General features: G+C 38.5%; 26 protein-coding genes and 1 other RNA gene. 6 read left to right on the top strand and 21 right to left on the bottom strand.

The window, feature by feature from the left end; genetic code table 11:
* Positions 1-123 precede the first annotated feature (123 nt).
* From BMZ41_RS00315 to BMZ41_RS00300, 4 genes are read left to right on the top strand one after another with little or no spacing between them, the layout of a single operon-like run.
* Positions 124-1,164, top strand: a complete 1,041-nt coding sequence (locus tag BMZ41_RS00315) for an iron-siderophore ABC transporter substrate-binding protein (protein ID WP_090526302.1) — start codon at positions 124-126, stop codon at positions 1,162-1,164.
* Complete coding sequence (locus tag BMZ41_RS00310; RefSeq protein ID WP_028247882.1) at positions 1,151-2,152, top strand: FecCD family ABC transporter permease; 1,002 nt, start codon at positions 1,151-1,153, stop codon at positions 2,150-2,152. The genes BMZ41_RS00315 and BMZ41_RS00310 overlap by 14 nt, the downstream gene beginning before the upstream one ends.
* On the top strand, positions 2,149-3,165 hold the full coding sequence (locus BMZ41_RS00305) for a FecCD family ABC transporter permease (RefSeq protein ID WP_028247883.1): 1,017 nt from the start codon (positions 2,149-2,151) through the stop codon (positions 3,163-3,165). Before BMZ41_RS00310 ends, BMZ41_RS00305 begins: the two co-directional genes overlap by 4 nt.
* Entirely contained in the window at positions 3,165-3,974 is an 810-nt protein-coding gene (locus BMZ41_RS00300; protein WP_090526300.1) for an ABC transporter ATP-binding protein, read from the top strand. The genes BMZ41_RS00305 and BMZ41_RS00300 overlap by 1 nt, the downstream gene beginning before the upstream one ends.
* On the opposite strand, the gene BMZ41_RS00295 is transcribed toward BMZ41_RS00300, so the two are convergent.
* The 13 genes from BMZ41_RS00295 to BMZ41_RS00230 form a co-directional block, all read right to left on the bottom strand.
* Positions 3,937-4,965, bottom strand: coding sequence for a helix-turn-helix domain-containing protein (locus BMZ41_RS00295; RefSeq protein ID WP_090526298.1), 1,029 nt, complete (start codon positions 4,963-4,965; stop codon positions 3,937-3,939). The genes BMZ41_RS00300 and BMZ41_RS00295 overlap by 38 nt on opposite strands.
* Positions 4,965-5,276, bottom strand: a complete 312-nt coding sequence (locus tag BMZ41_RS00290) for a hypothetical protein (protein ID WP_028247887.1) — start codon at positions 5,274-5,276, stop codon at positions 4,965-4,967. The genes BMZ41_RS00295 and BMZ41_RS00290 overlap by 1 nt, the downstream gene beginning before the upstream one ends.
* Before the next feature lie 44 nt (positions 5,277-5,320).
* Entirely contained in the window at positions 5,321-5,506 is a 186-nt protein-coding gene (locus tag BMZ41_RS15750; protein WP_028247888.1) for a hypothetical protein, read from the bottom strand.
* A 116-nt stretch (positions 5,507-5,622) separates the two neighbouring features.
* Positions 5,623-6,339, bottom strand: coding sequence for a hypothetical protein (locus tag BMZ41_RS00280; protein WP_143071311.1), 717 nt, complete (start codon positions 6,337-6,339; stop codon positions 5,623-5,625).
* 4 nt (positions 6,340-6,343) lie between these two features.
* Complete coding sequence (locus BMZ41_RS00275; protein ID WP_090526294.1) at positions 6,344-6,790, bottom strand: hypothetical protein; 447 nt, start codon at positions 6,788-6,790, stop codon at positions 6,344-6,346.
* 254 nt (positions 6,791-7,044) lie between these two features.
* Complete coding sequence (locus BMZ41_RS00270; protein WP_090166716.1) at positions 7,045-7,347, bottom strand: L-2-amino-thiazoline-4-carboxylic acid hydrolase; 303 nt, start codon at positions 7,345-7,347, stop codon at positions 7,045-7,047.
* Between the two features lie 235 nt (positions 7,348-7,582).
* Positions 7,583-7,849 carry a helix-turn-helix domain-containing protein gene (locus BMZ41_RS00265; protein ID WP_072912308.1) on the bottom strand — a complete coding sequence of 89 codons (267 nt, stop codon included), beginning with the start codon at positions 7,847-7,849 and terminating at the stop codon, positions 7,583-7,585.
* The gene (locus BMZ41_RS16075) at positions 7,846-8,094 is read right to left on the bottom strand and encodes a type II toxin-antitoxin system RelE/ParE family toxin (RefSeq protein WP_242870715.1); all 249 of its coding nucleotides are present in this window, start codon (positions 8,092-8,094) and stop codon (positions 7,846-7,848) included. The genes BMZ41_RS00265 and BMZ41_RS16075 overlap by 4 nt, the downstream gene beginning before the upstream one ends.
* A 333-nt stretch (positions 8,095-8,427) precedes the next feature.
* Positions 8,428-8,649, bottom strand: a complete 222-nt coding sequence (locus BMZ41_RS00250; RefSeq protein ID WP_090526292.1) for a hypothetical protein — start codon at positions 8,647-8,649, stop codon at positions 8,428-8,430.
* Positions 8,650-8,655: 6 nt separating this feature from the next.
* Positions 8,656-9,249 (bottom strand): HD domain-containing protein, encoded by a 594-nt coding sequence (locus BMZ41_RS00245; protein ID WP_330386171.1) that lies wholly within the window; start codon positions 9,247-9,249, stop codon positions 8,656-8,658.
* Between the two features lie 487 nt (positions 9,250-9,736).
* Positions 9,737-10,174 (bottom strand): GatB/YqeY domain-containing protein, encoded by a 438-nt coding sequence (locus BMZ41_RS00240; RefSeq protein WP_090526290.1) that lies wholly within the window; start codon positions 10,172-10,174, stop codon positions 9,737-9,739.
* Between the two features lie 17 nt (positions 10,175-10,191).
* Entirely contained in the window at positions 10,192-11,118 is a 927-nt protein-coding gene (locus BMZ41_RS00235; protein ID WP_176754577.1) for a glycoside hydrolase family 25 protein, read from the bottom strand.
* Between the two features lie 82 nt (positions 11,119-11,200).
* Positions 11,201-11,728, bottom strand: coding sequence for a GNAT family N-acetyltransferase (locus BMZ41_RS00230; protein WP_090526288.1), 528 nt, complete (start codon positions 11,726-11,728; stop codon positions 11,201-11,203).
* A 169-nt stretch (positions 11,729-11,897) separates the two neighbouring features.
* On the opposite strand from BMZ41_RS00230, the gene BMZ41_RS00225 reads away from it, so the two are divergent.
* Positions 11,898-12,545: an HAD family hydrolase gene (locus BMZ41_RS00225; RefSeq protein ID WP_090526286.1), complete on the top strand. Its 648-nt coding sequence runs from the start codon at positions 11,898-11,900 to the stop codon at positions 12,543-12,545.
* On the opposite strand, the gene BMZ41_RS00220 is transcribed toward BMZ41_RS00225, so the two are convergent.
* From BMZ41_RS00220 to BMZ41_RS00190, 7 genes are all read right to left on the bottom strand, one after another.
* Positions 12,538-13,680 carry a D-alanyl-D-alanine carboxypeptidase family protein gene (locus tag BMZ41_RS00220; RefSeq protein ID WP_177184124.1) on the bottom strand — a complete coding sequence of 381 codons (1,143 nt, stop codon included), beginning with the start codon at positions 13,678-13,680 and terminating at the stop codon, positions 12,538-12,540. The two genes, BMZ41_RS00225 and BMZ41_RS00220, sit on opposite strands and share 8 nt — an antisense overlap.
* Positions 13,681-13,822: 142 nt before the next feature.
* Positions 13,823-14,164: a transfer-messenger RNA gene (ssrA, locus tag BMZ41_RS00215) on the bottom strand.
* A gap of 103 nt (positions 14,165-14,267) precedes the next feature.
* A complete protein-coding gene (locus BMZ41_RS00210; protein WP_090526282.1) occupies positions 14,268-14,822 on the bottom strand; it encodes a Maf family protein in 555 nt (184 codons plus the stop codon).
* On the bottom strand, positions 14,819-15,286 hold the full coding sequence (smpB, locus tag BMZ41_RS00205; RefSeq protein WP_028247901.1) for an SsrA-binding protein SmpB: 468 nt from the start codon (positions 15,284-15,286) through the stop codon (positions 14,819-14,821). The genes BMZ41_RS00210 and smpB overlap by 4 nt, the downstream gene beginning before the upstream one ends.
* A gap of 2 nt (positions 15,287-15,288) precedes the next feature.
* Positions 15,289-17,544 carry a ribonuclease R gene (gene rnr / locus BMZ41_RS00200; protein ID WP_090526280.1) on the bottom strand — a complete coding sequence of 752 codons (2,256 nt, stop codon included), beginning with the start codon at positions 17,542-17,544 and terminating at the stop codon, positions 15,289-15,291.
* A gap of 68 nt (positions 17,545-17,612) precedes the next feature.
* Positions 17,613-17,855, bottom strand: a complete 243-nt coding sequence (secG, locus tag BMZ41_RS00195) for a preprotein translocase subunit SecG (RefSeq protein ID WP_015549579.1) — start codon at positions 17,853-17,855, stop codon at positions 17,613-17,615.
* A gap of 110 nt (positions 17,856-17,965) precedes the next feature.
* Complete coding sequence (locus BMZ41_RS00190; protein ID WP_090526278.1) at positions 17,966-18,487, bottom strand: hypothetical protein; 522 nt, start codon at positions 18,485-18,487, stop codon at positions 17,966-17,968.
* 140 nt (positions 18,488-18,627) lie between these two features.
* On the opposite strand from BMZ41_RS00190, the gene BMZ41_RS00185 reads away from it, so the two are divergent.
* Positions 18,628-19,491 (top strand): putative ABC transporter permease, encoded by an 864-nt coding sequence (locus tag BMZ41_RS00185; protein WP_090170644.1) that lies wholly within the window; start codon positions 18,628-18,630, stop codon positions 19,489-19,491.
* Positions 19,492-19,540: 49 nt separating this feature from the next.
* Here the strand turns inward: BMZ41_RS00185 and yajC are convergent, their stop codons facing one another.
* Positions 19,541-19,840 carry a preprotein translocase subunit YajC gene (gene yajC / locus BMZ41_RS00180; RefSeq protein WP_090170641.1) on the bottom strand — a complete coding sequence of 100 codons (300 nt, stop codon included), beginning with the start codon at positions 19,838-19,840 and terminating at the stop codon, positions 19,541-19,543.
* Between the last annotated feature and the right edge of the window lie 2 nt (positions 19,841-19,842).

Below are 19,842 nucleotides of genomic sequence, written 5' to 3'. Positions count from 1 at the left end.
TCGGGTGCAGAAATTCTTAAATCAGTCGTGATGTTTGACATAACTAACTTCCTATGGTAAATTTCTTTCACATTGTTAGTTGATTCTAACTTTAGATAGATAAGATATGGAGGATTAATTTTAATGAAAAAACCATTACTAGCTTTATTGTTATCTACTTCGATTTTTGCATCATTTATTGGTTGCGGTTCTACATCACAGAAAGCAGAAACAGCTACTTCTGAGACAACAGCAGAAGCTGATACTCAGTTTCCACTTACTATTAAACACGCTTTTGGTGAGACAGTTATTGAAAGTAAGCCTGAACGAATTGTAAACCTTGGATGGGCTAATCAAGATACAACACTTGCACTTGGTGTAGTTCCAGTTGGTGTGTCTGCAGCAAATTATGGTCTTATGACTGAAAATAAACTTCATCCTTGGACTGATGATGCTTTCAAAAATTTAGGTGAAACTTCTCCAAATGTTTTCAATGATGAAACTGGTTGGGATTACGAAGCCATTGCTGCCTGTGAACCAGATGTTATCATTGCTTCTTACTCTGGATTCACCGAAGAGGAATATAATCTTCTTTCTGAAATCGCTCCAGTTGTTCCTTTCTTGGAAGTTGCATGGAAGACAAACTGGCGTGAACAAACTATTACAAACGCTACTGCAATGGGACTTAAAGAAGATGGTGAAAAGCTTGTAGAACAGACTGATGCATTGATTGCAGAAAAGCTTGCTGACTACCCTGACCTTGAAGGAAAAACTGCTGGTTACTTCTGGATATCACAAGATGATATGAGTACATTTTATGCATATCTTCCAAATGACCCACGAGCTTCTTATCTTAATGATTTAAGCTTGGCTACTCCAGAAAGCATTCTTTCTTTGGCAGAGACTTCTGATGATTTCTCGGTAACTATTTCACGAGAAAAAACAGATATGTTAAATGACGTAGATATTATGGTTGTGTATGGTGATAAAGGACTTTTGGAAGCACTTCAGGCCGACCCACTTATGAGCCAGATTCCTGCTGTAAAAAATGGTGCAGTTGTATTAATTGATTCAACAACAGCCTTAGCAGCAGCAACAACTCCATCAATTCTCTCTATACCATATGCAGTTGATGATTATCTTAAAGTATTAAATGAGGCAGCACAAAAAATTGAAGCAAAATAATAAGATTAAAACAATAACTTTAATAGGAATATTATTACTGTTTATATCAGTTATCTTGTCAATAACCTACGGAGCAAAATCCGTAGGTTTATCTGATGTTATAGATGCATTACTTGGCAGAAATCTTGAAGACTACAATGTGAATGTAGTTCAGGCACGACTACCTCGCACACTCTTTGGAATTATAGCTGGTGCGTCTCTTAGCATTTCTGGTGTATTGATGCAGTCTATTACCAGAAACCCAATAGCTGATCCAAGTATACTCGGAGTTAACACTGGTGCCTCCCTTTTTATAGTATTTGGAATATCATTTTTTAATATTCAATCCAAGCTATCATATATTGGACTTGCCTTTGTAGGGGCGCTCCTCACTTCCATATTTGTTTATCGTCTGGCAAGTCTTGGTTATAGTGGGGCCACGCCAATTAAGCTTGCTATTTCTGGGGCAGCTATTAGCACCGCTCTATCCAGTCTTATAAGCATAATTGTTATGCCAGATTCCAGTGTAATGACATCCTTCAGATTTTGGCAGATAGGCAGTATTGGCGGCACATCTACTGATGACATCTTATTGCTTCTCCCATTCACTGTTTTGGCTATCGTGGTGAGTTTTCTTCTATCAGACAATCTGGACACAATGCTTCTTTCAGAAGAAACTGCAATAGCTCTAGGACTAAACATTGGTCGTACTAGAATTTTGGCAGCTCTTTGTGGCGTATTATTATGTGCTTGCACCACAGCACTAGCAGGACCAATTAGCTTTATCGGTCTTATGATTCCTCATCTTATCCGCTCTTCTATTGGATCCAGCCACAAACCACTTATTATTCTAAGTGGAATATATGGTGGTGCTATTCTTATTATCTCAGATGTGCTTGGACGAATCCTTGGTGCTCCAGGTGAATTGGAGTCTGGAATAATGACAGCACTTATTGGAGCTCCAGTATTTATTTACATTATTAGAAAGGCGAAGCTTCAGAGCTTATGATAAAAAACGAAATCATTTTTCACGGAATAAAAAAAAGACAGAAACACTACCATATTGCAATCTTTATAATGTTTGTTATCCTTGCAATACTTGTTTGTCTCAATGTTACAATTGGCGAGAAAAACTATACTCTTGCCGAAGTAGTAAGCATCATTTTAAATGGTGAAAACAACTATATCATAATGAAGCTTAGGTTACCTCGAACTATAGCAGGTATTTTTTGCGGAATTGCCTTTGCCATTGCAGGAAACACATTTCAGACCCTTCTTGGCAATCCACTGGCAAGCCCTGATATTATCGGAGTTTCCTCTGGATCAACAGTAGCTGCAGTTTTCTGTATTTTATTTTTGAATCTAAACAGAGGGATTGTCTCTATCATCTCCGTTGTTGCCGGATTACTTGCAGCGTTTACAATCTACAAGCTATCCTGTAAAAATGGATTTTCTAACAGCAGGCTTATTCTCACAGGTATTGGGGCCCAGGCATTCTTTACAGCCCTTATAAACTGGATGGTAATGCGAGCTGCAGAATATGATGTTCCAACAGCCATGAGATGGATGGCAGGCAATCTCAACGGAATCACAACAGATACACTACCTCTCCTTGTGATTGTGGTAATCCTTGCTTTTGCGATAATGATTTATTGTAATCAAAGTATCCGGTCTCTGGAATTAGGCGAACGATATGCAACAATCCTAGGAGTAAATGTTAGTGTAGTTAGAACACTCCTCATGTTTTGCTCTGTTGTGTTGATTGCATTTGCTACCTCAATCTCTGGTCCAATTGCTTCAATTGCTTTTTTATCTGGACCAATTGCGACCCGTATATGTTCAAACAACCAAACCAACTACACGTCCTCAGCATTAATTGGAGCAATTCTTGTAATAGCAGGAGACTTTATTGGACAAAATCTTCTTCCAACTAGATATCCAGTTGGAATTGTTACTGGACTTCTAGGAGCTCCATACCTTGTATATCTTCTAATCAGACAAAATAAAGGAGGCGTAATTTAGTGAAAGCCCATTCTCTTAAAGCTGAAAATTTAGTTGCCGGATATGGCGACGATATCATATTAAACTCTGTGAATATGAAAATTCCAGAAAATAAAATCAGTGTCATTCTCGGTTCAAATGGAAGTGGCAAGTCTACTATGCTTAAAACCTTCTGCAGACTTTTGGCTCCAAAATCCGGCTCGATTCTCCTAGACGACAAGTCTATCAATTGCATTAGAAGCAAGGACATTGCCAAGTCCATAGGATTACTTCCACAGGATTCTATAGCACCAGCTGGAATCTCTGTAGCTGAGCTTGTTGCCAGAGGACGCTTCCCTTACAGGAAATTTATGGCACCTCTTACAAAAGAAGATTACATCGCAATTGAGGAAGCTATGGAAGCAATGAATATATGTATGCTTGCAGACAAAAGTGTAGATGAATTATCAGGCGGGCAACGTCAACGTGTCTTTATTGCCCTAGCACTTGCCCAACAGACAGATATCCTGTTTTTAGACGAACCTACAACTTACCTAGACATTGCTTACCAAATAGAAATACTTGATCTTTTAAAGGATTTAAACAAAAAGAAAAAGACCACCATTGTGATGGTCTTGCATGATATAAATCTTTCTAGCAAATATGCTGATTATATTTTCGCCATGAAAAATGGTCATCTTATCAAAGAAGGCGAACCAGCTGATATTATTACCCCTGAAACTATCAGGGAAATCTATGGACTTAAAAGTGTTGTTGTGACAGACCCTGTCTCCAACAGTCCTATGATTATCCCTATAAGCTCTCACGATGAGATTTCTGGAGTTTCTTAAAGGCTCCTGGGGATAAACCACACCATTTTTTAAATGCATTATAGAAAGCAGTTTGGCTATGATAGCCGACTGCTTTTGATATTTCTTCAAAGGTATCCGAATCGTTTAAAATGAGCCATGCCGCTCTACTCATCCTAATATTATTTTGAAAATCCCAAATAGTCTGTTTGTAATAATCTAAAAAACCATACTTCAGCTTTTGCTCACTTATACCCACTTCCTGCGCCAACATGGGAATAGTTTTAAATTCATATGCCGAAGACATAATTATCTCATGAACCTGATTTATCTTGCGCAAATCTTCTGAATTAATCTTTATGTCTCTGGCCCCAGCTTTGATAGTGCGCAGGCTTTTATCCCCTTCTGCGCTGAAAAGCTTTCGTGATGGTGGACTAAGAAGTAGTTCTACAAGCTCCACAGCCGCTGCCTGGGCTATATGCTCTGTCATAATCCTATTTTGCATATACCCTTCCAGTTTGGACAAAACGGCAGTAATCTCTGGTATCAAGATTGTATATCTGGTATTAATTCTAAAAAAATTAAACTCGGAAATGCTCCTGCCAATAGAAGGTAAAAGACTATTCACCAAATAATCATAGTTAATAGAAAATTCTATTCCTTTAAAATGTTGCTTTGCCCTCCATGCACCTATTCCTCTATCCATTTTTTCTAAGGACATAAATGACGATGGAATTGACTGAGCTATTATATCCCCATCTTTAACAGAGTACGTCACTCCTGCATAAATAATTCCAAAATGCAAAAACTGAGTGTCATACTGATATTCAATAGAAAAATCATCCTCTATTAAATAGTCACCAATCCCGCATTGGATTGTATCAGGATTTCCATAGCTTACTATCGTTCCCAATGAATCGTTTTTATAGATTGTAAAGCCATCTTCCTCGTTCACATATTTAATCCTTGCGAGCTTATGAAACAACTTCTGATATTCAGTTGATGAATGTGCGATTTCACTTTTCATTTCCATTAGCAACCTTTTCTTCCACTCTTGTGATCTTCTATTGAACAAGCATTAGCAGTGCCATATTCAATCAATCCTGCATCGGCAGGATCAATAGACACTCTACCATCCTCAAATACAAAAGCAGGAATACCAACATCGCCTATTTCTTTACAGTGATCAAAAACAGAATTGGTATCACGTAGTCTGGTGAACGCTCCCATATTTCTGATGTTCTCACCTATATTGATATATTCAAATTCTGACTCTCTACCCTTAATCTGCTCATGAATGTAATCACAATATGGACAAGTTGGCATTCCGTATATCTTAATCATAGGCTTTCCCCTCCATTTTCTATAATCTTCTTACCATAACCCGATTAAAATAACCTCTCCTCTAGAAATTCTTTTTCAAATTGATTTCTGTAGGTATGATTGGCCAAAGTATTATATCCATAGAAAGAATTGATGTCCTTTGGACCATGTTTCCACAAAAGCCATCCAAACAAAATCATAATACCTGGTATAAGCAATCCATTGATTAGCATAAACCACCAGAAAAACATAACAGCTCCTCCAAAGCAAATGCTTTTATTTGTACCCCTTCAACTGCTCTTCTATCTGTTAATTCTCATCTTCCATTGCAAGGAACCAAGGACTAACCTTGGTTGGATAATATTATTTATCTAAAAAGGAATCCAAGTGGATCTATATCAAAAAACATACAGGCAAAGACTAGCAACCAACAAATGGCAATGGTTCCAATAATCACTTTTATCAGTATGTCATTCCTAAGATGGTAAAACGGAATCTTTCCTAATCCTATAAGAAGAACCCAAGCACCAACTATGATGTGAATCCAAGGAAATAGATTAAAAAATAAGTTTCCAGTACCTAGTGAGCCTATAAAAATAAAGGTACCAACAAACAATAGTAATGCACCTACTAATCGTAAGTAATATCCTTGTCTCCAACCTATATAAGCATGGTTCCATACACCTAGTCGATAGGAAAACCCTTTATCTGTCAAATAATGCTCTATTATTGAAAAAAGCTTTTGCTCGTCGTGGTCAATAGTAGACCAGTCTTTAACATCCACCTTTTTCCTCCACTTCAGATTATCATTGGCAGTAACAGAATACACCCCTCTAGACTCTGCTGACATAGGTGGCTTGTACTCATCACAGTGGACTGTCATTTCCCCGCCATAAAATGTTCCGTCTGCACGGAGCTTATATTCTACAGAAAAGGGACGATAACTTTTTGAATTAGCACTTCCAGGAATCTCCTGAGTCTTCCATCTTCCAACAATAGTGTTTCCTTTAACCTCTATAACAAAAGGATATTCCTCTGCATTTAGATCTCTAAGAATGGCTTCTTTTAACTCATCACGTTCCATAACATTATTCACCTATTTCAAAATAGTCTTTTACATTAAAAGTCTCTCCAGTAGGCTCCTCCTCATCAGTAATGCCTGAAACATATTCTGTTATGTAGGTTTCTCCTGTGGCTGTATCAATGTAAAAACGAACACTCGCTGCAGTATAGGATCTAAATGCAACAACTATCTGCTTGTCAACACTAGACTCAATATTCCAGTAAACCTCATACTCTCCAGACTCTTCTAATTCTTTTACATCAGGATAATTCTCATAGCAGTAGTTTTTTATAGCATTTAAAGCCTCATCATCAGTAATTGAATCTGCACTGCTCTCATCATCTTTTGTTGAATCCGATTCTAAAATAATACTTGTAGGCTCATCTGCCCCACCAATTATCTCATCACTCTGCTTATTTCCACAGCCCACAAGCATACAAGCCAATAATAATGTAACTAACGTCTTTTTCATAAATAATCCCTTTGCTATATTTTTTCTTTCTAATATATCACAGAAGGGTATTTGATTATATCATTTACTTAGGATTCTTTATTTTATCCTGTACAATTCAGTAGTCGCAGATTGCCCCACCTATAGCCAATGTATAATCTCTATGTAAAACTCCATGTTTTACTTCCGTCATCCTTGTGGTCATTTTCAAAATTACTTACCATCCAACACAGCAAGTCGATTGTTGATATTCTTACCGACGATAGCAAATATTTTTAAAAGGACTTTTTAAGTCTATAGTCGCAACAATCATCACCTTCTGCGACTGATTTAGTCCTCTTGTAATCAACTCCTCTAAATCCATTCATATATTCCTTATCCATGCAACAAATCATCTGAATAGCGTTTGGTGTGCCTAGTTCAAGAGCCTTATCAGCCGATGGTTCTGCATCCTGTAGTTTGACAAATTCGGATTCAGCATTATTCCACATTTCTTTTGCCATGGCAGACCCATAGTTATCCTCTAATACCTTATAGAAATTCCTGAAAATAAAAGATTTGTTCAAATTATTGCCCATTCCTCTAATTCCCCACTCTCTTCTAGTTTTATACTACCACCTCTCGTTAGATGTGTCTAACTTAATTTTAAAAATATAGAAGCTCTCACACTCGAAAGCTCCTAAATATAAGATAGCAACTTTGCATGGCATTTTATTGGACGCCCTACTCCATTGATTTTAAAGGCAATTTTTTTATAAAAAAGACTACTGTTTTTTTACAGTAGTCTTTTCCATATACATTATTCTATCCACACTATTTCATAGGTACAACAGCTAGAGTCTTGCCCAAGGCTGCCAACAACTTAATTATTGTTTCAAGCTGCGGATTGCTGGTTCCATTTTCGATTCTTGCTATAACAGGCTGCTTAACACCGCTTAGTTCTTCTAATTTACGCTGAGATATTCCTTGTTCCTTACGAGCTTTAATTAACTCACCCATAAGAGCAACCCTTAAATCACTTTCCGCAATTTCTTCAGGTGTGAACAATTCACTTCTTACTTCATTCCATGTTTTACTCATATCTGTTCATTCCTTTCCAAATAATCCGCCAGCTCTCGCTTTGCTTGCTCTATCTCGCGCTTTGGTGTCTTTTGTGTTTTCTTAGGAAACTGGTGTAATAAAATAAACTTGCCATTTACCAATGCTGCAAATAAAATTCTATTACTTAGCGGTCTTAATTCCCATATTTCTCCGTCAAGATGCTTACAAACAGGTTCTCCTATATATGTACCATAGGTTGCTAATGATTGAATATAATCATTCACTTTATTTGCGTTAATTCGTGCAATATTTATTCCTCTTCCTAATGATAACTTATTCGTTATCTAAAGTTATGATAACTTATAGATTATCAATTGTCAATTGGAATATTCGCAAATCGTTCGCAAATCATCTTTTATAATCCGCTGATACATCAAAAAACGTCCGCACCCCTGAGATGTAATCGTCATAAGCTGTTTCTGCGTCTTTTCCATGAAACACTTTGCAAAGCCCACACATATCGCAATCTGCAATACATGGAAATCTTTGCTTTATATAATCGCGCCGTTCTTGTTCTGTTGAATTTATAATATCTGGAGCTTCTTTCATAAATATACCTATTTTATCTGCCTATCCTGACGGTACATAGACATATAATCCTTATTAATATCACTAATTTCCCGTTTACCATCTATATAGTCCTGATAAATATTCCACGGACTACCGCCACCAAGCCAACAAGAAGAACAGTTTTCACATCCGCCACCACAATCAAGAGATGCTTTTATAATCTCCTCGCGCTCCTCTCGTGTTGTATCTTTAATAAGGATTGATTTCATAGGCCTTTACCCCGCTAACATTTCCTTGTTAATAGTATCCTCACTAGCAGCCATTGCTTGCAATGTTTTATCTAACAAGTCATTAAGCTCCCAGCCAAGCTGATTTGCACCACGTTCTATAACCTCTCGTGAACATCCTGCAGCAAATCCTTTGCTTTTATATTTCTTCTTAAGAGATTTTAGTTCCATATCTTTAGTACTCTTAGATGGTCGCATCAGAGCCGCCGCCCAAATAAGTCCTGTCAACTCATCAGCTGCAAAGAGTACTTTTTCCATCTCTCTTATTGGCTCTACATCTATAGTTTCTCCGCAACCAACAGTAATACCGTATCCGTGTGAACATACTGCATGAATAATATCATCACTCACACCGCCCTCTTTTAATAATTCTGGAGCTTTTAAACAATGTTCATCTGGATACAATTCAAAATCTATATCATGTAAAAGTCCAACAATTCCCCAATATTCCTTTTCATCTGCATAACCAAGTTCATTTGCATACCATTTCATAACAGCTTCAACGGTTAATGCGTGTTGAATATGAAAAGAATCCTTGTTGTATTTTTTCAATAAGTCGAAGGCCTCATCTCTTGAAATCATTTGTATTATCCCCCTTCTCTTCTTTTTCTAAAAGCATACTCCTTTAGTAGGTAAATGGCAATCTCTATATTACATAGGAGAATGCCATCCTCAAACCCAGCAGACTTGATACAATTTGCCTTATCAGACACCGTTGCAGAACCTGTAAATTAGCATTCCTTTTTTAAGCAGTCTCGTTAATTTTGATAGAAACTTCTAGTTGAATAGTTGTGTGCGATATATTCTTATTTCTAATTTCTAATAACAATCTATACATGGCTTCGATGCCCAAAGAATATTTAGAATAATCGATTGAGGTTAATCGTGGAGCACCCATCACACCATTCAGTGAAAATACTCCAAGTATCAAAATATCTAAAAACCCTAGTCTTTCACTAGTCCTGAGATGATGAGGCTTTTTCGGATCTATGTAAACTGAGATTCTGTTCCATATCTATTTCTCCAATAAAAATATGAGGCGGACAAAAAGCCAGCCTCATCTCAAGTATTATTTACAAAGTTCAGCAACAATCATATTGATAGCTTTACCATCAGCCTTTCCCTTAAGAGCAGGCATAACTTCTTTCATGATTGAGCCCTTATTCTTAGTTGCTATAACGTCAGCGAATTTCTCCTGAAGGAATGCTCGAATCTCATCATCGCTCATCATTGCAGGCGCATATTCTTTAATAACATCATATCTAAACTGGTACTCTTCCTTTAAATCTGTTCTCTCAGCTGGACATGTATCAAGCTGCTCCTTGGCTGTCTTTAAAGACTTAAGAATAACCTGATCTACCAAATCATCCGCAATGTTATCTCTTGTTCCAGCATCAATGGCTGCCTTCTTAACATCAGATACAAGTGAAGAAATAGCATCTTTTCTAGCCTTGTCTCTAGCCTTCATTGCTGCAACCATGTCTTTTTGTAATGTTTCAAACTGCATTTTTCCATATCCTCCTCTTATTGTAACCAAAGGTCTAAATCTACATTACCTTTGATTCCCTTAACTGAACCTTTTTCTGAATACTGCCAAAGCTGATATTCATATGGCCAGTAAAATTCTTTGTTGTATCCTGCAAACCACTTTGGATACTCTGTAAGCTGTGTCAAATCGATAAGCATAGCGCCCATCTCAGTGTTATGGTAAATCATTCCATCATATCCAGCATTCTTGATTGAATTAAGGAATCCGATGGTAAGATTTGTTCTGTCTTCAACAGAAAGTGTATTTGTGCGGGCCTCGCTGTCGCTTACCTTTTCCACATCAAATACGATTGGAAGCTGAAGCTCATATCCTTTTAGCAGATCTATTACTGTAGAAGCTTCTTCTAAAACCTCATCCTTTGAAATAGCCTGTGAGAATACATAAACACCAACATCGATTCCGGCGGCCTGAGCGCCCTCGATGTTTTCGATGCATTTCTCATCTACAACAAGCTTTCCTGTGCCATAACCACGGTAAACTGCACGGATAAAAGCAAACTCAACGCCATCCTCAGCTACAGCCTGCCAATCGATATCTCCCTGATGAGAGGAAACATCTATACCAAACTTAGAAGTAACCTTACCATCTTCTACATAGCTGTATCGTCCAGTCTCCTCATCCTCAACAAGATTATCAATGTTAAAGGCACTCTTTGTAAGCTCCTCATTAATTGGAACAAAGTTGTACTTTTGATTTGCAGCTACAACGATATATTCAGGATAGAAAGATTTTAAAACAGAAATTATCGTATTTCCGTTTTCAAGAGATTCTCTCAAAGAATCAAGAACAGAAATCCTTCCCTCTTCCTTTGCCTCATCAACAAGAGCCTCCACCTCGGCAGAAGAATAAGTCTGTCCCTCTTCTACCTTGTCCACCTGAATGCGGCCCTTAGTATCAATCACTATGTAAATAACACCCACCGCTATTAGTGTCACTATTATCGAAATAATAGATATTAAAAAATATCTGATTGCTTTTCTCATCTTATATTCTAAGTGTCATATCATCAAGCGAACCAATCTGCTTGCGATACCACACTATTCCCTTCCATTTTCCAAATTTGTAACCGATATCTTTGAAATGCCCAACCTCTTCAAAGCCAAGTGCTTTGTGTAAGGCTATGCTAGGTTCATTATCGTCAGTAATAACACCGTACATGAATTTGTAGCCCATTGCGGAGAGTCTTTCCTCAAGAGCTGTATATAATTTGCTGCCGATTCCCTGACGCTTTGGAGCGTCGTTTGCAACATAGATAGTAGTCTCAACAGAAAATTTGTAAGCATCATGATGTCTAACCTGTCCGCCATATGCCATGCCAAGCACCTTACCAGACTCATCACAGGCTACTATGTAAGGATACGCCTTCTTCGTATCAATAATACTCTGTCTGTATTCCTCCACAGAAGGATTCTGTTCTGTAAAAGTAACTGCTGTGTTTTCAGCATAATATCCGTAAATATCATGAATAGCCTTAGCATCAGCTTCGACAGCATCACGTATAATAATATTCATAGCATTTCTCCGCAAAAACTAATATAAAAAAATGATAACAAAGCCACATGTATAATTCAAATAAAATAACAACTATTTGTCCATTAATTATACTATCACTCTTTACAAATCCCATAAATTCAACTATAACTGAGGATTAGAAATCAAAACATTTTTATAGGAGCTAAACATGAAATACGAAGCAATATTATTCGATTTGGACGGAACACTTTTATATACTCTGGAAGATTTGACTGATAGCATTAATTATATGCTGGCAAAATATGGTTTTCCTACCCATTCTATAGATGACGTTCGAAGATTTGTAGGCAATGGCCTTAGAAAGCTCGTGGAACGTGCTCTTCCTGAGGGAGCTAATTATGAACATTTTGAAGAATTCCTTAAAGAATTCATTGAATACTATAACTGCCATAATCTCATTAAGACAAAGCCTTACGATGGTGTTATGGAAACCACCGGAAAGCTTGTAGAAATGGGCAAAAAAATGGCTATCGTAACCAATAAAGGTCAGACAGCCAGTGATTCATTAATTGATGATTTTTTCGCGCCAAACATCACTATCGTGGTAGGCGATGATGGCATCCACAAAAGAAAGCCTGATCCAGAGCCAATCGAAATCGCTTTGAAAAAGCTCGGAATCAGTGATAAGTCAAAAGTACTCTATGTGGGTGATTCCGAAGTAGATGCAGCCACAGCAGAAAATGCAGGGCTTGATTACGTGCTTTGCACCTACGGCTTCCGCGATATGGATGTACTTCAGCAGTTCAATCCTATCGCATATGTGGATTCGTTCGATAAAATCATCGAACTTATTTAGCGTAAGTTTTATAAATATCTACATGATCATAGATACATCTCCATGAGGAGCTTGAGTGAGCGGTGCAGCATATATATTCTGTACCGCTTTCTGATATCATGGAGCTTACTGCACAGCTTCCCGATTCATCTACATATCCAGTCTTGGCACCCTCTATCTCACCACCAAATTCCTTATCCTCTATTCTACGCAAGAACCAGTTAGAAATGGTGATTCCTTCTGGATTAACGTTTGTAGCTGTAGAATTGTAAACCTTTGTAGTAATTACTTCCTTGCAAACCTCATTATCAAGGGCAGCCATCATAATAATTGCTATATCATAAGGGGTGCTATAGTGCTCCTTGCTATGGAAGCCTACCGGATTTGTGAAATGTGTAGTTTCACTAATACCAAGAGCTTTACACTCTTCATTCATCATTTTGACAAAGCTGTCGATATCACCTGCAACATAGATTGCAAGCTGAGCTGCAGCATCACCACCGGATGGAAGAATTGTTCCATAGAACAAATCTCTTACTGTAACTTCTTCATCCTCAACAAAGCCCGATGTGGAGCCACCTCCTGCATATGAATAGTCGATCGCCTCATGGCTCATAACGATCTTCTCATCAAGCTTTTCAGGTGAAATATGATTAGCTGCTACTAGAACAGTCATAACCTTTGTCATGGATGCAGGAACAATCTTTTCCTTGGCATTTCTAGTAGCAACAATTTCCTTTGTTTTATTATTTATAAGTACAGCGGACTGACTAACAACATCACCACCAATCTCAACCATCTCTTCTGATTCCTTGGCGGAATAATTGCCAGCTTTAGGTGTCGCTTCCTCTTCGATTTCTTTTGTCTCTTCAACATTTTCAGGCTCCTCCAATGTTTTTGAAGAAACCTTTAAGCCAGTTGCCTTTTCCTCAGAGGTTTCAGCCTCTGCCACAACCTTTTCCTCGGCAGCAACCTTTAAAGTACCATCATCTTTTCCTTTTATATGGGAAATAATAAGACAGCCTGTAACTATTATTGCAATAGCTATCAAAGCCATTTCAGAATAAACCTGAATTCTACGAATCAACTTCTTGCGTCTGCGATATGCTCTACGCTCGTCCTCAGACATATTTCTATTTCTAAAATTATTACTCATAACAATATACTCCATCTCCCCCATACCGATACAAAAAGTTTATCATTGATAAGTATCATAAACAATTCAGAACAAACTTTTCGTAACTATTGTCCAAATAAAAAAATCCAACCGAAGTTCAATACTTCGATTGGATTGATTTTAGTGGACTAGACGGGAGTCGAACCCGTGTCCAAAAGCCAATTCCCGGCCCTTCTACGAGTGTAGTTTGTATTTTTACATTCCCTCCACATAACTCCCACAAACAGGATTTATGCTTTAGTAGCTTCATAATACGCCCGCCATCTCAAAGCTTTGATAACGTCGTTTCCTACAAAGTCGAAGTCTGAGTCCTAAAGTGTAGGTGCTCTAGGTCAGACTGCCGCAACTAGGCAGCGTATGCTAAATTATCGTTAGCGTTTAATTTTAAGTTTGGCCATTTAACCCATCGCCGTGGGACTCGCTTCTTCCGCTGCATGACCCCTGTCGAAACCATGACTAGCCCAAAAACTAAATAAATGACTATACAGGTTTCTGATATTAAAAGCATTCATTTCATTCTGCTTTTAACATCACTATGTCGAAACCATGACTAGCCCTTATGAGCACTACACATTATATAGTACTCTGTATACTTTCGCAAGCGGTAATCCTACAACATTGTTGTAGTCTCCCTCAATGCCCTTAATCAATACTGCACCTAAGCCCTGGATTCCATAAGCACCAGCCTTATCCATAGGCTCCTTTGATGCGATGTAGCTTCTAATAGCCTCTGAAGAGTTCTCATACATTGTTACTTCTGTACACTCAGAGAAAGTCTTAACCTCTCCATTGGCTTCCACAATAGTAACTCCTGTATATACCTGATGCGCTCTTCCTGAAAGCTCTGTAAGCATTCTGAAAGCATCCTCTTCATCCTTTGGCTTACCAAGGATTTTATCGTCAAAAGCAACAACTGTATCAGCAGCAAGTACTGTCTCTCCCTGATGCTTTTTTGCTACTGCAAGAGCCTTCTGTCGGCTCAGGTTCTCAACAACCTTTGCTGGAAGTGTCTCCTCTGTAACCTCATCAATATCTGCTGGATCTACAACAAACTCAATACCAGCCTGTGATAATAATTCTTTTCTACGTGGTGATCCCGATGCAAGTACAATTTTCATTATCCTAAATTCCTTATCTTAAAGTCTCTCTCTGCCTCTCGCTTCATATCCTTCTTTTGAATATCAGCTCTCTTATCGTAAAGCTTCTTACCTTTTGCCAATGCAATCTTTACCTTTACAAGACCATTATTAAGGTAAACCTCCAAAGGAACGATGGTATATCCGCTTTCCTTAATCTTGCTTAAAAGTCTGTTGATTTCAGACTTGTGAAGAAGAAGCTTTCTTGGGCGAAGTGGATCTCTATTGAAGATGTTGCCCTTCTCATAAGGATTAACGTGCATCTGATAGATGAACATTTCACCGTTGTCAATTCTTACAAATGCCTCTTTGATTGAGCACTGACCCATTCTCATGGACTTTACTTCTGTTCCGTGAAGCTCAATACCTGCTTCATATTCCTCTTCCATAAAATACTCATGATAAGCCTTTTTATTATTAGCTATTAACTTTCTGCCTTCTTTATTCATGACTAAAACCTCTGAAACTCTTCTAGTATAAAATCTATCGTACGAGCCTGCTCGTCTACGCTATCGAGAACTACAGTGACAGGCTGACCAAGCTTGAAGGTACGTCCTGTACGCTCGCCAACAAGTGTAAGATTTTCCTCCACAAACTCATAATGGTCATCGTAGAGTGTAGATACGTGTACAAGTCCCTCCACAGTATTCTCAAGCTCTACATACATTCCCCAACCAGTGATTGAAGAAATGCTTCCCTCAAACTGCTGTCCGATGAATTCCTTCATGTACTGAACCATCTTAAGCTTATCTACCTCACGCTCACAATCTTCTGCTCTGCGCTCAAGCTTGCTAGTCTCGAGAGCTACCTCTGGCAAGATTGATTCGTAGTGAGAAAGCTTACGTTCGTTCATACGTCCACGCAAATGATCCTTAATGATTCTGTGAATCTGTAAATCAGGATATCTACGTATAGGCGAAGTGAAATGACAATAATACTGAGCAGCAAGACCAAAGTGTCCATTGCACTCTGTATCATATTTTGCCTGTTGCATACTGCGAAGAGTCATCTTTGTAATGACTGCTTCATCCTCATGCCCCTTCAAGGAATCAAGCATCTTCTGAATTTCCTTTGGATGGATACTGTCCTTATTACCCTTAAGAGAATAACCACAGGCTCCAAGGAACTTACCCAAGGTCTGCATCTTTTCTGGATCAGGCGCTCCATGAACACGATATACAAAAGGAGATTCCATAAGATTGAAATGCTCTGCAACTGTTTCATTAGCTGCAAGCATAAAATCTTCTATAAGCTTATGGGCATCATTTCTCTCGTAAGGAGCAAGACCAACCACCTTGCCATTCTCATCAATAAGAATGTGTGTCTCTGGAAAATCGAAATCGATAGAGCCTCTCTTCTTACGCTTAGCACGAAGAATCTTTGAAAGCTCATACATATTATCAATCATCTCCGCTACATCCGCGTACTTTTCACGCTCTTCAGCATCACCAGTCATTATGGCATAAACGCTTGTATATGTCATGCGGTGATTACTGTGGATTACAGATTCGCAAATCTCGTGATCCACAAGATTTCCCTTCTTATCAAAAGTCATGATGCAGGAAAGTGCAAGACGATCCTCGCCCTCGTTAAGGGAGCACATACCGTTTGATAAGGTGTGAGGAAGCATAGGTATAACTCTGTCTGCAAGATATACAGAAGTACCGCGCTTCAAAGCCTCAACATCAAGTGCTGAAGACTCCTGAACATAGTTAGTAACATCTGCAATATGTACGCCAAGGACATAATTATCCCCGTCCATAACAAGAGAAACACCGTCATCTATATCCTTTGTGTCCTCTCCATCAATAGTGACAACACACAAATCTCTAATATCATTTCTGCCTGCCATATCAGCCTCAGAAACAGGCTTTGCTACAGTGGATGCCTGCTTGATAACCTTGTCTGGGAACTCTGTAGTGATACCAAAAGCCTTTACAATTGAAAGGATGTCTACGCCCGGATCATTCTTGTGACCAAGAATCTCTGTGATGTGACCCTCTGGCTTGTGCTCGTCATCGCCATAATCATCTATATGACATACTACCTTATGTCCAGATACGGCACCCATACTCTTGCCTGATGGAATAAATATATCTCTAAGCATCTTCTGGCTGTCCGCAACAACAAAGCCAAAAGTACCGCTGTCTTCGTAAGTACCAACCACATCAGAAAAACCATGAGTGATAATTCTTACAACGCGTGCCTCCTGACGCTTACCTGGTGCTCCAAAAGTAAGAACAGCCGCGACTATATCATCCTGCATAGCGAAGCCTGTGTTATCTCTGCCGACGAAGTAATCTTCTTCCTGACCCTCCACCTCGATGAAGCCAAAGCCATCCTTATGGGAAATAAATCTTCCGATAATATCAGGCTCGATATTATCATCTGATGGTCGATTTGCACGCTTTGCCACCTGATTAAGAGACTGTTTCTTAGTGGCAGTCTCAGCCTTTGTTGACTTCTTTGACCTATGATCCTTTGTCTTAATGAACTTAGGGCGATTCTCTGGGATCTGATATTTGCCTCTTTTGGTAATCTCTACCTGTCCATCATCAACTAAATCCTGAAGTACCTCAGCAAATTCAGCCCTTTTGTTCTTCTCTACATCCAAAAGAATCTCAAGATCCTTCTTTTTCATAGGTATATAAGCCGGACTTTTAAAGACGTCCATTAAAAAATGTCTCTGTTTATCGAAATCTTTCATATTCCTCCTAAATAAAACTCTTATAACTAGAAAAGCCACCCATACGGGTGGCAATTAAAATCTTAATCCTAGAAGCTACCAATATTAAGAACAGCAGAAAGCACGAAGAAAAGGATAACACATACGCTTGTAAGCTTAACTAATAAGCCCTCGCGTGAACGACCCTTGTTACGGCTCCAGTATGAATCGAACTGCTGGCCTGATAAAGAACCAAGTCCGTTCTGCTTGCCCTCCTGGAAAAGAATGATAACTGTAAGTGCCACACAAATGACGATTAATAATATAATAAGAACATACTTTAATGCTTGCATAATTTCCTCCTAATTAAAAAGTGTTACGCTTCACGCAACAAATGAAGTATATCACAGGAACCCTATTATTTTCAATAGTTAATACACACTTTTATAAAAAAAGACTCCCATTAAACCTCTGCGTCGAAATTCATTCCTGCAAGCAATCCGCCATCTGCATTTTTTCTGTTTTTCTGATATGGATTTTCCTCATTAGGATACTTAATCTGAGTATGTGTTGTTCCGCCTGATACGTATGTCCTGCCACACTCTGGACATACTGCAGTATGGATGGATACAGTCGCATTGAGTACCTTTCCACCCTTCTCTTTAGCCTTGTCATAAGCATTGCTTACATGCTCTGCCTCGTGGCCTCTGACTCTGGCAGCCGCTGCCTGTGGAGATATATGCTGGGCAGACTTAAAAGAAACCTGCTCATCACTGCCATCCTGATACTTTCGGCTGGCACAGGTCTCACATTCAATAACCCCGGCTCTTTTAGCTGCACGCTCAGATGCATAATTCTTTGCTAAGTCAGTGCTTTTACCTTCGGCCTTTAATTCGTCTGCAACCTTTGAGGAACCATAATTAGATAAATCCAAAGATGGGCCATTTAGATATTGATTTTGCCCAACAGAATTAATACCTAACATAAAAACCACCACCCATAAAACTACATACCTATAGGTATTTGTATTTTAGCATTAAAATCGTAAATAACTATGAACAATCCCTATTATTCTTTAATTTTCTACTCACTTATCTTATACTAAAGTATCGGAGGGACAGAATAATGATTATCTGCAGATATTTTCTATATTTCATAATATATAGTTTCTTAGGTTGGATATACGAAACATGTTACTGTACCATTCATGAAAAGTCTTGGGAAAACAGAGGCTTTCTTTATGGGCCTTGCATTCCATTATATGGTGTAGGCGCCACTCTCGCTCAGATTCTATTTTTGGATTTACCTATACATTGCACCTCGTGCAAACCATCATATGTCACGATTTTTATAGGCTGTGCCGTTGGTTCCTTTTTCCTGGAATATGGAACTTCATACGTTTTGGAAAAAAGATTCCACGCCAGATGGTGGGATTATTCAGATTTTCCTTTAAATATAAACGGACGAGTTTGCCTTGTTTTCACTCTTTGTTTTGGTTTTGCGGGAATTCTGGTAACACAACTCATAGTGCCACCAATAGTTGAACTTATAGCCTTAATTCCTTCCGTTGTAATTGAGCTATTAGCCCTGATATTCATGTTTATCTTCGGTATGGATATGGCTCTAACAATATCGGCCCTTACCACTTTCGCCAAGGATTTCGAACGAATAAACGAGCAAATCAACAGTCAGATGGCTGAAAGAGTTGCTGCACTACAGACAAACTTAGAAGAATCAAAAATTGCTCGAATAGAAAAAGCTGCTGTTAAAAAAGAGGTAGCCCTTATGAAGAAAGAATTAAACGCAGAAAAACTAGCTGAAATAAAAGAACAGCTGTCTACTGAAGCAGTAAAACAATGGGTACTCAATGCTACGGAAACTCAACGTGGTCAGTTCCGTCACATTGCAAAATTTACACACCCTGTTGCCTCAACCAAAGCTTTGCTTGAGAAGGGCTCTGAATTCTTAAGACATAAAAAGAAAGAATAAAAAATAGGGATTTGGCAAAAGCCAAATCCCTATTTTAATTTTTTATTAATTATTTCTCTGTAGACTTAACAGCATCCTCAGGCTTCTCAACCTGTGCGATAGCGTTCTTAGTCATTGGAATACGGCAGTTCTTATTGCTTCCGAACTCTACGATTACTGTAGCGTCATCAGGAATAGCAATGATTACTCCGTAAAAACCGCTTGTTGTAAGTACTGTATCACCAACTGCAAGAGATGACATCATAGCAGTCTTTTCCTTCTGCTCCTTCTGCTGTGGGCGAATCATGAAGAAATACATGAATACGAAAAGAACCACTACCCAAATAATTAAGCTAATTGAACTATTCATTA

The sequence above is a fragment of the Pseudobutyrivibrio sp. UC1225 genome (genome assembly GCF_900115215.1).
Lineage (GTDB): Bacteria > Bacillota > Clostridia > Lachnospirales > Lachnospiraceae > Pseudobutyrivibrio.
The sequence above is the reverse complement of the archived record's forward strand: the minus strand, read 5'-3'. Positions and strand labels throughout refer to the sequence as shown.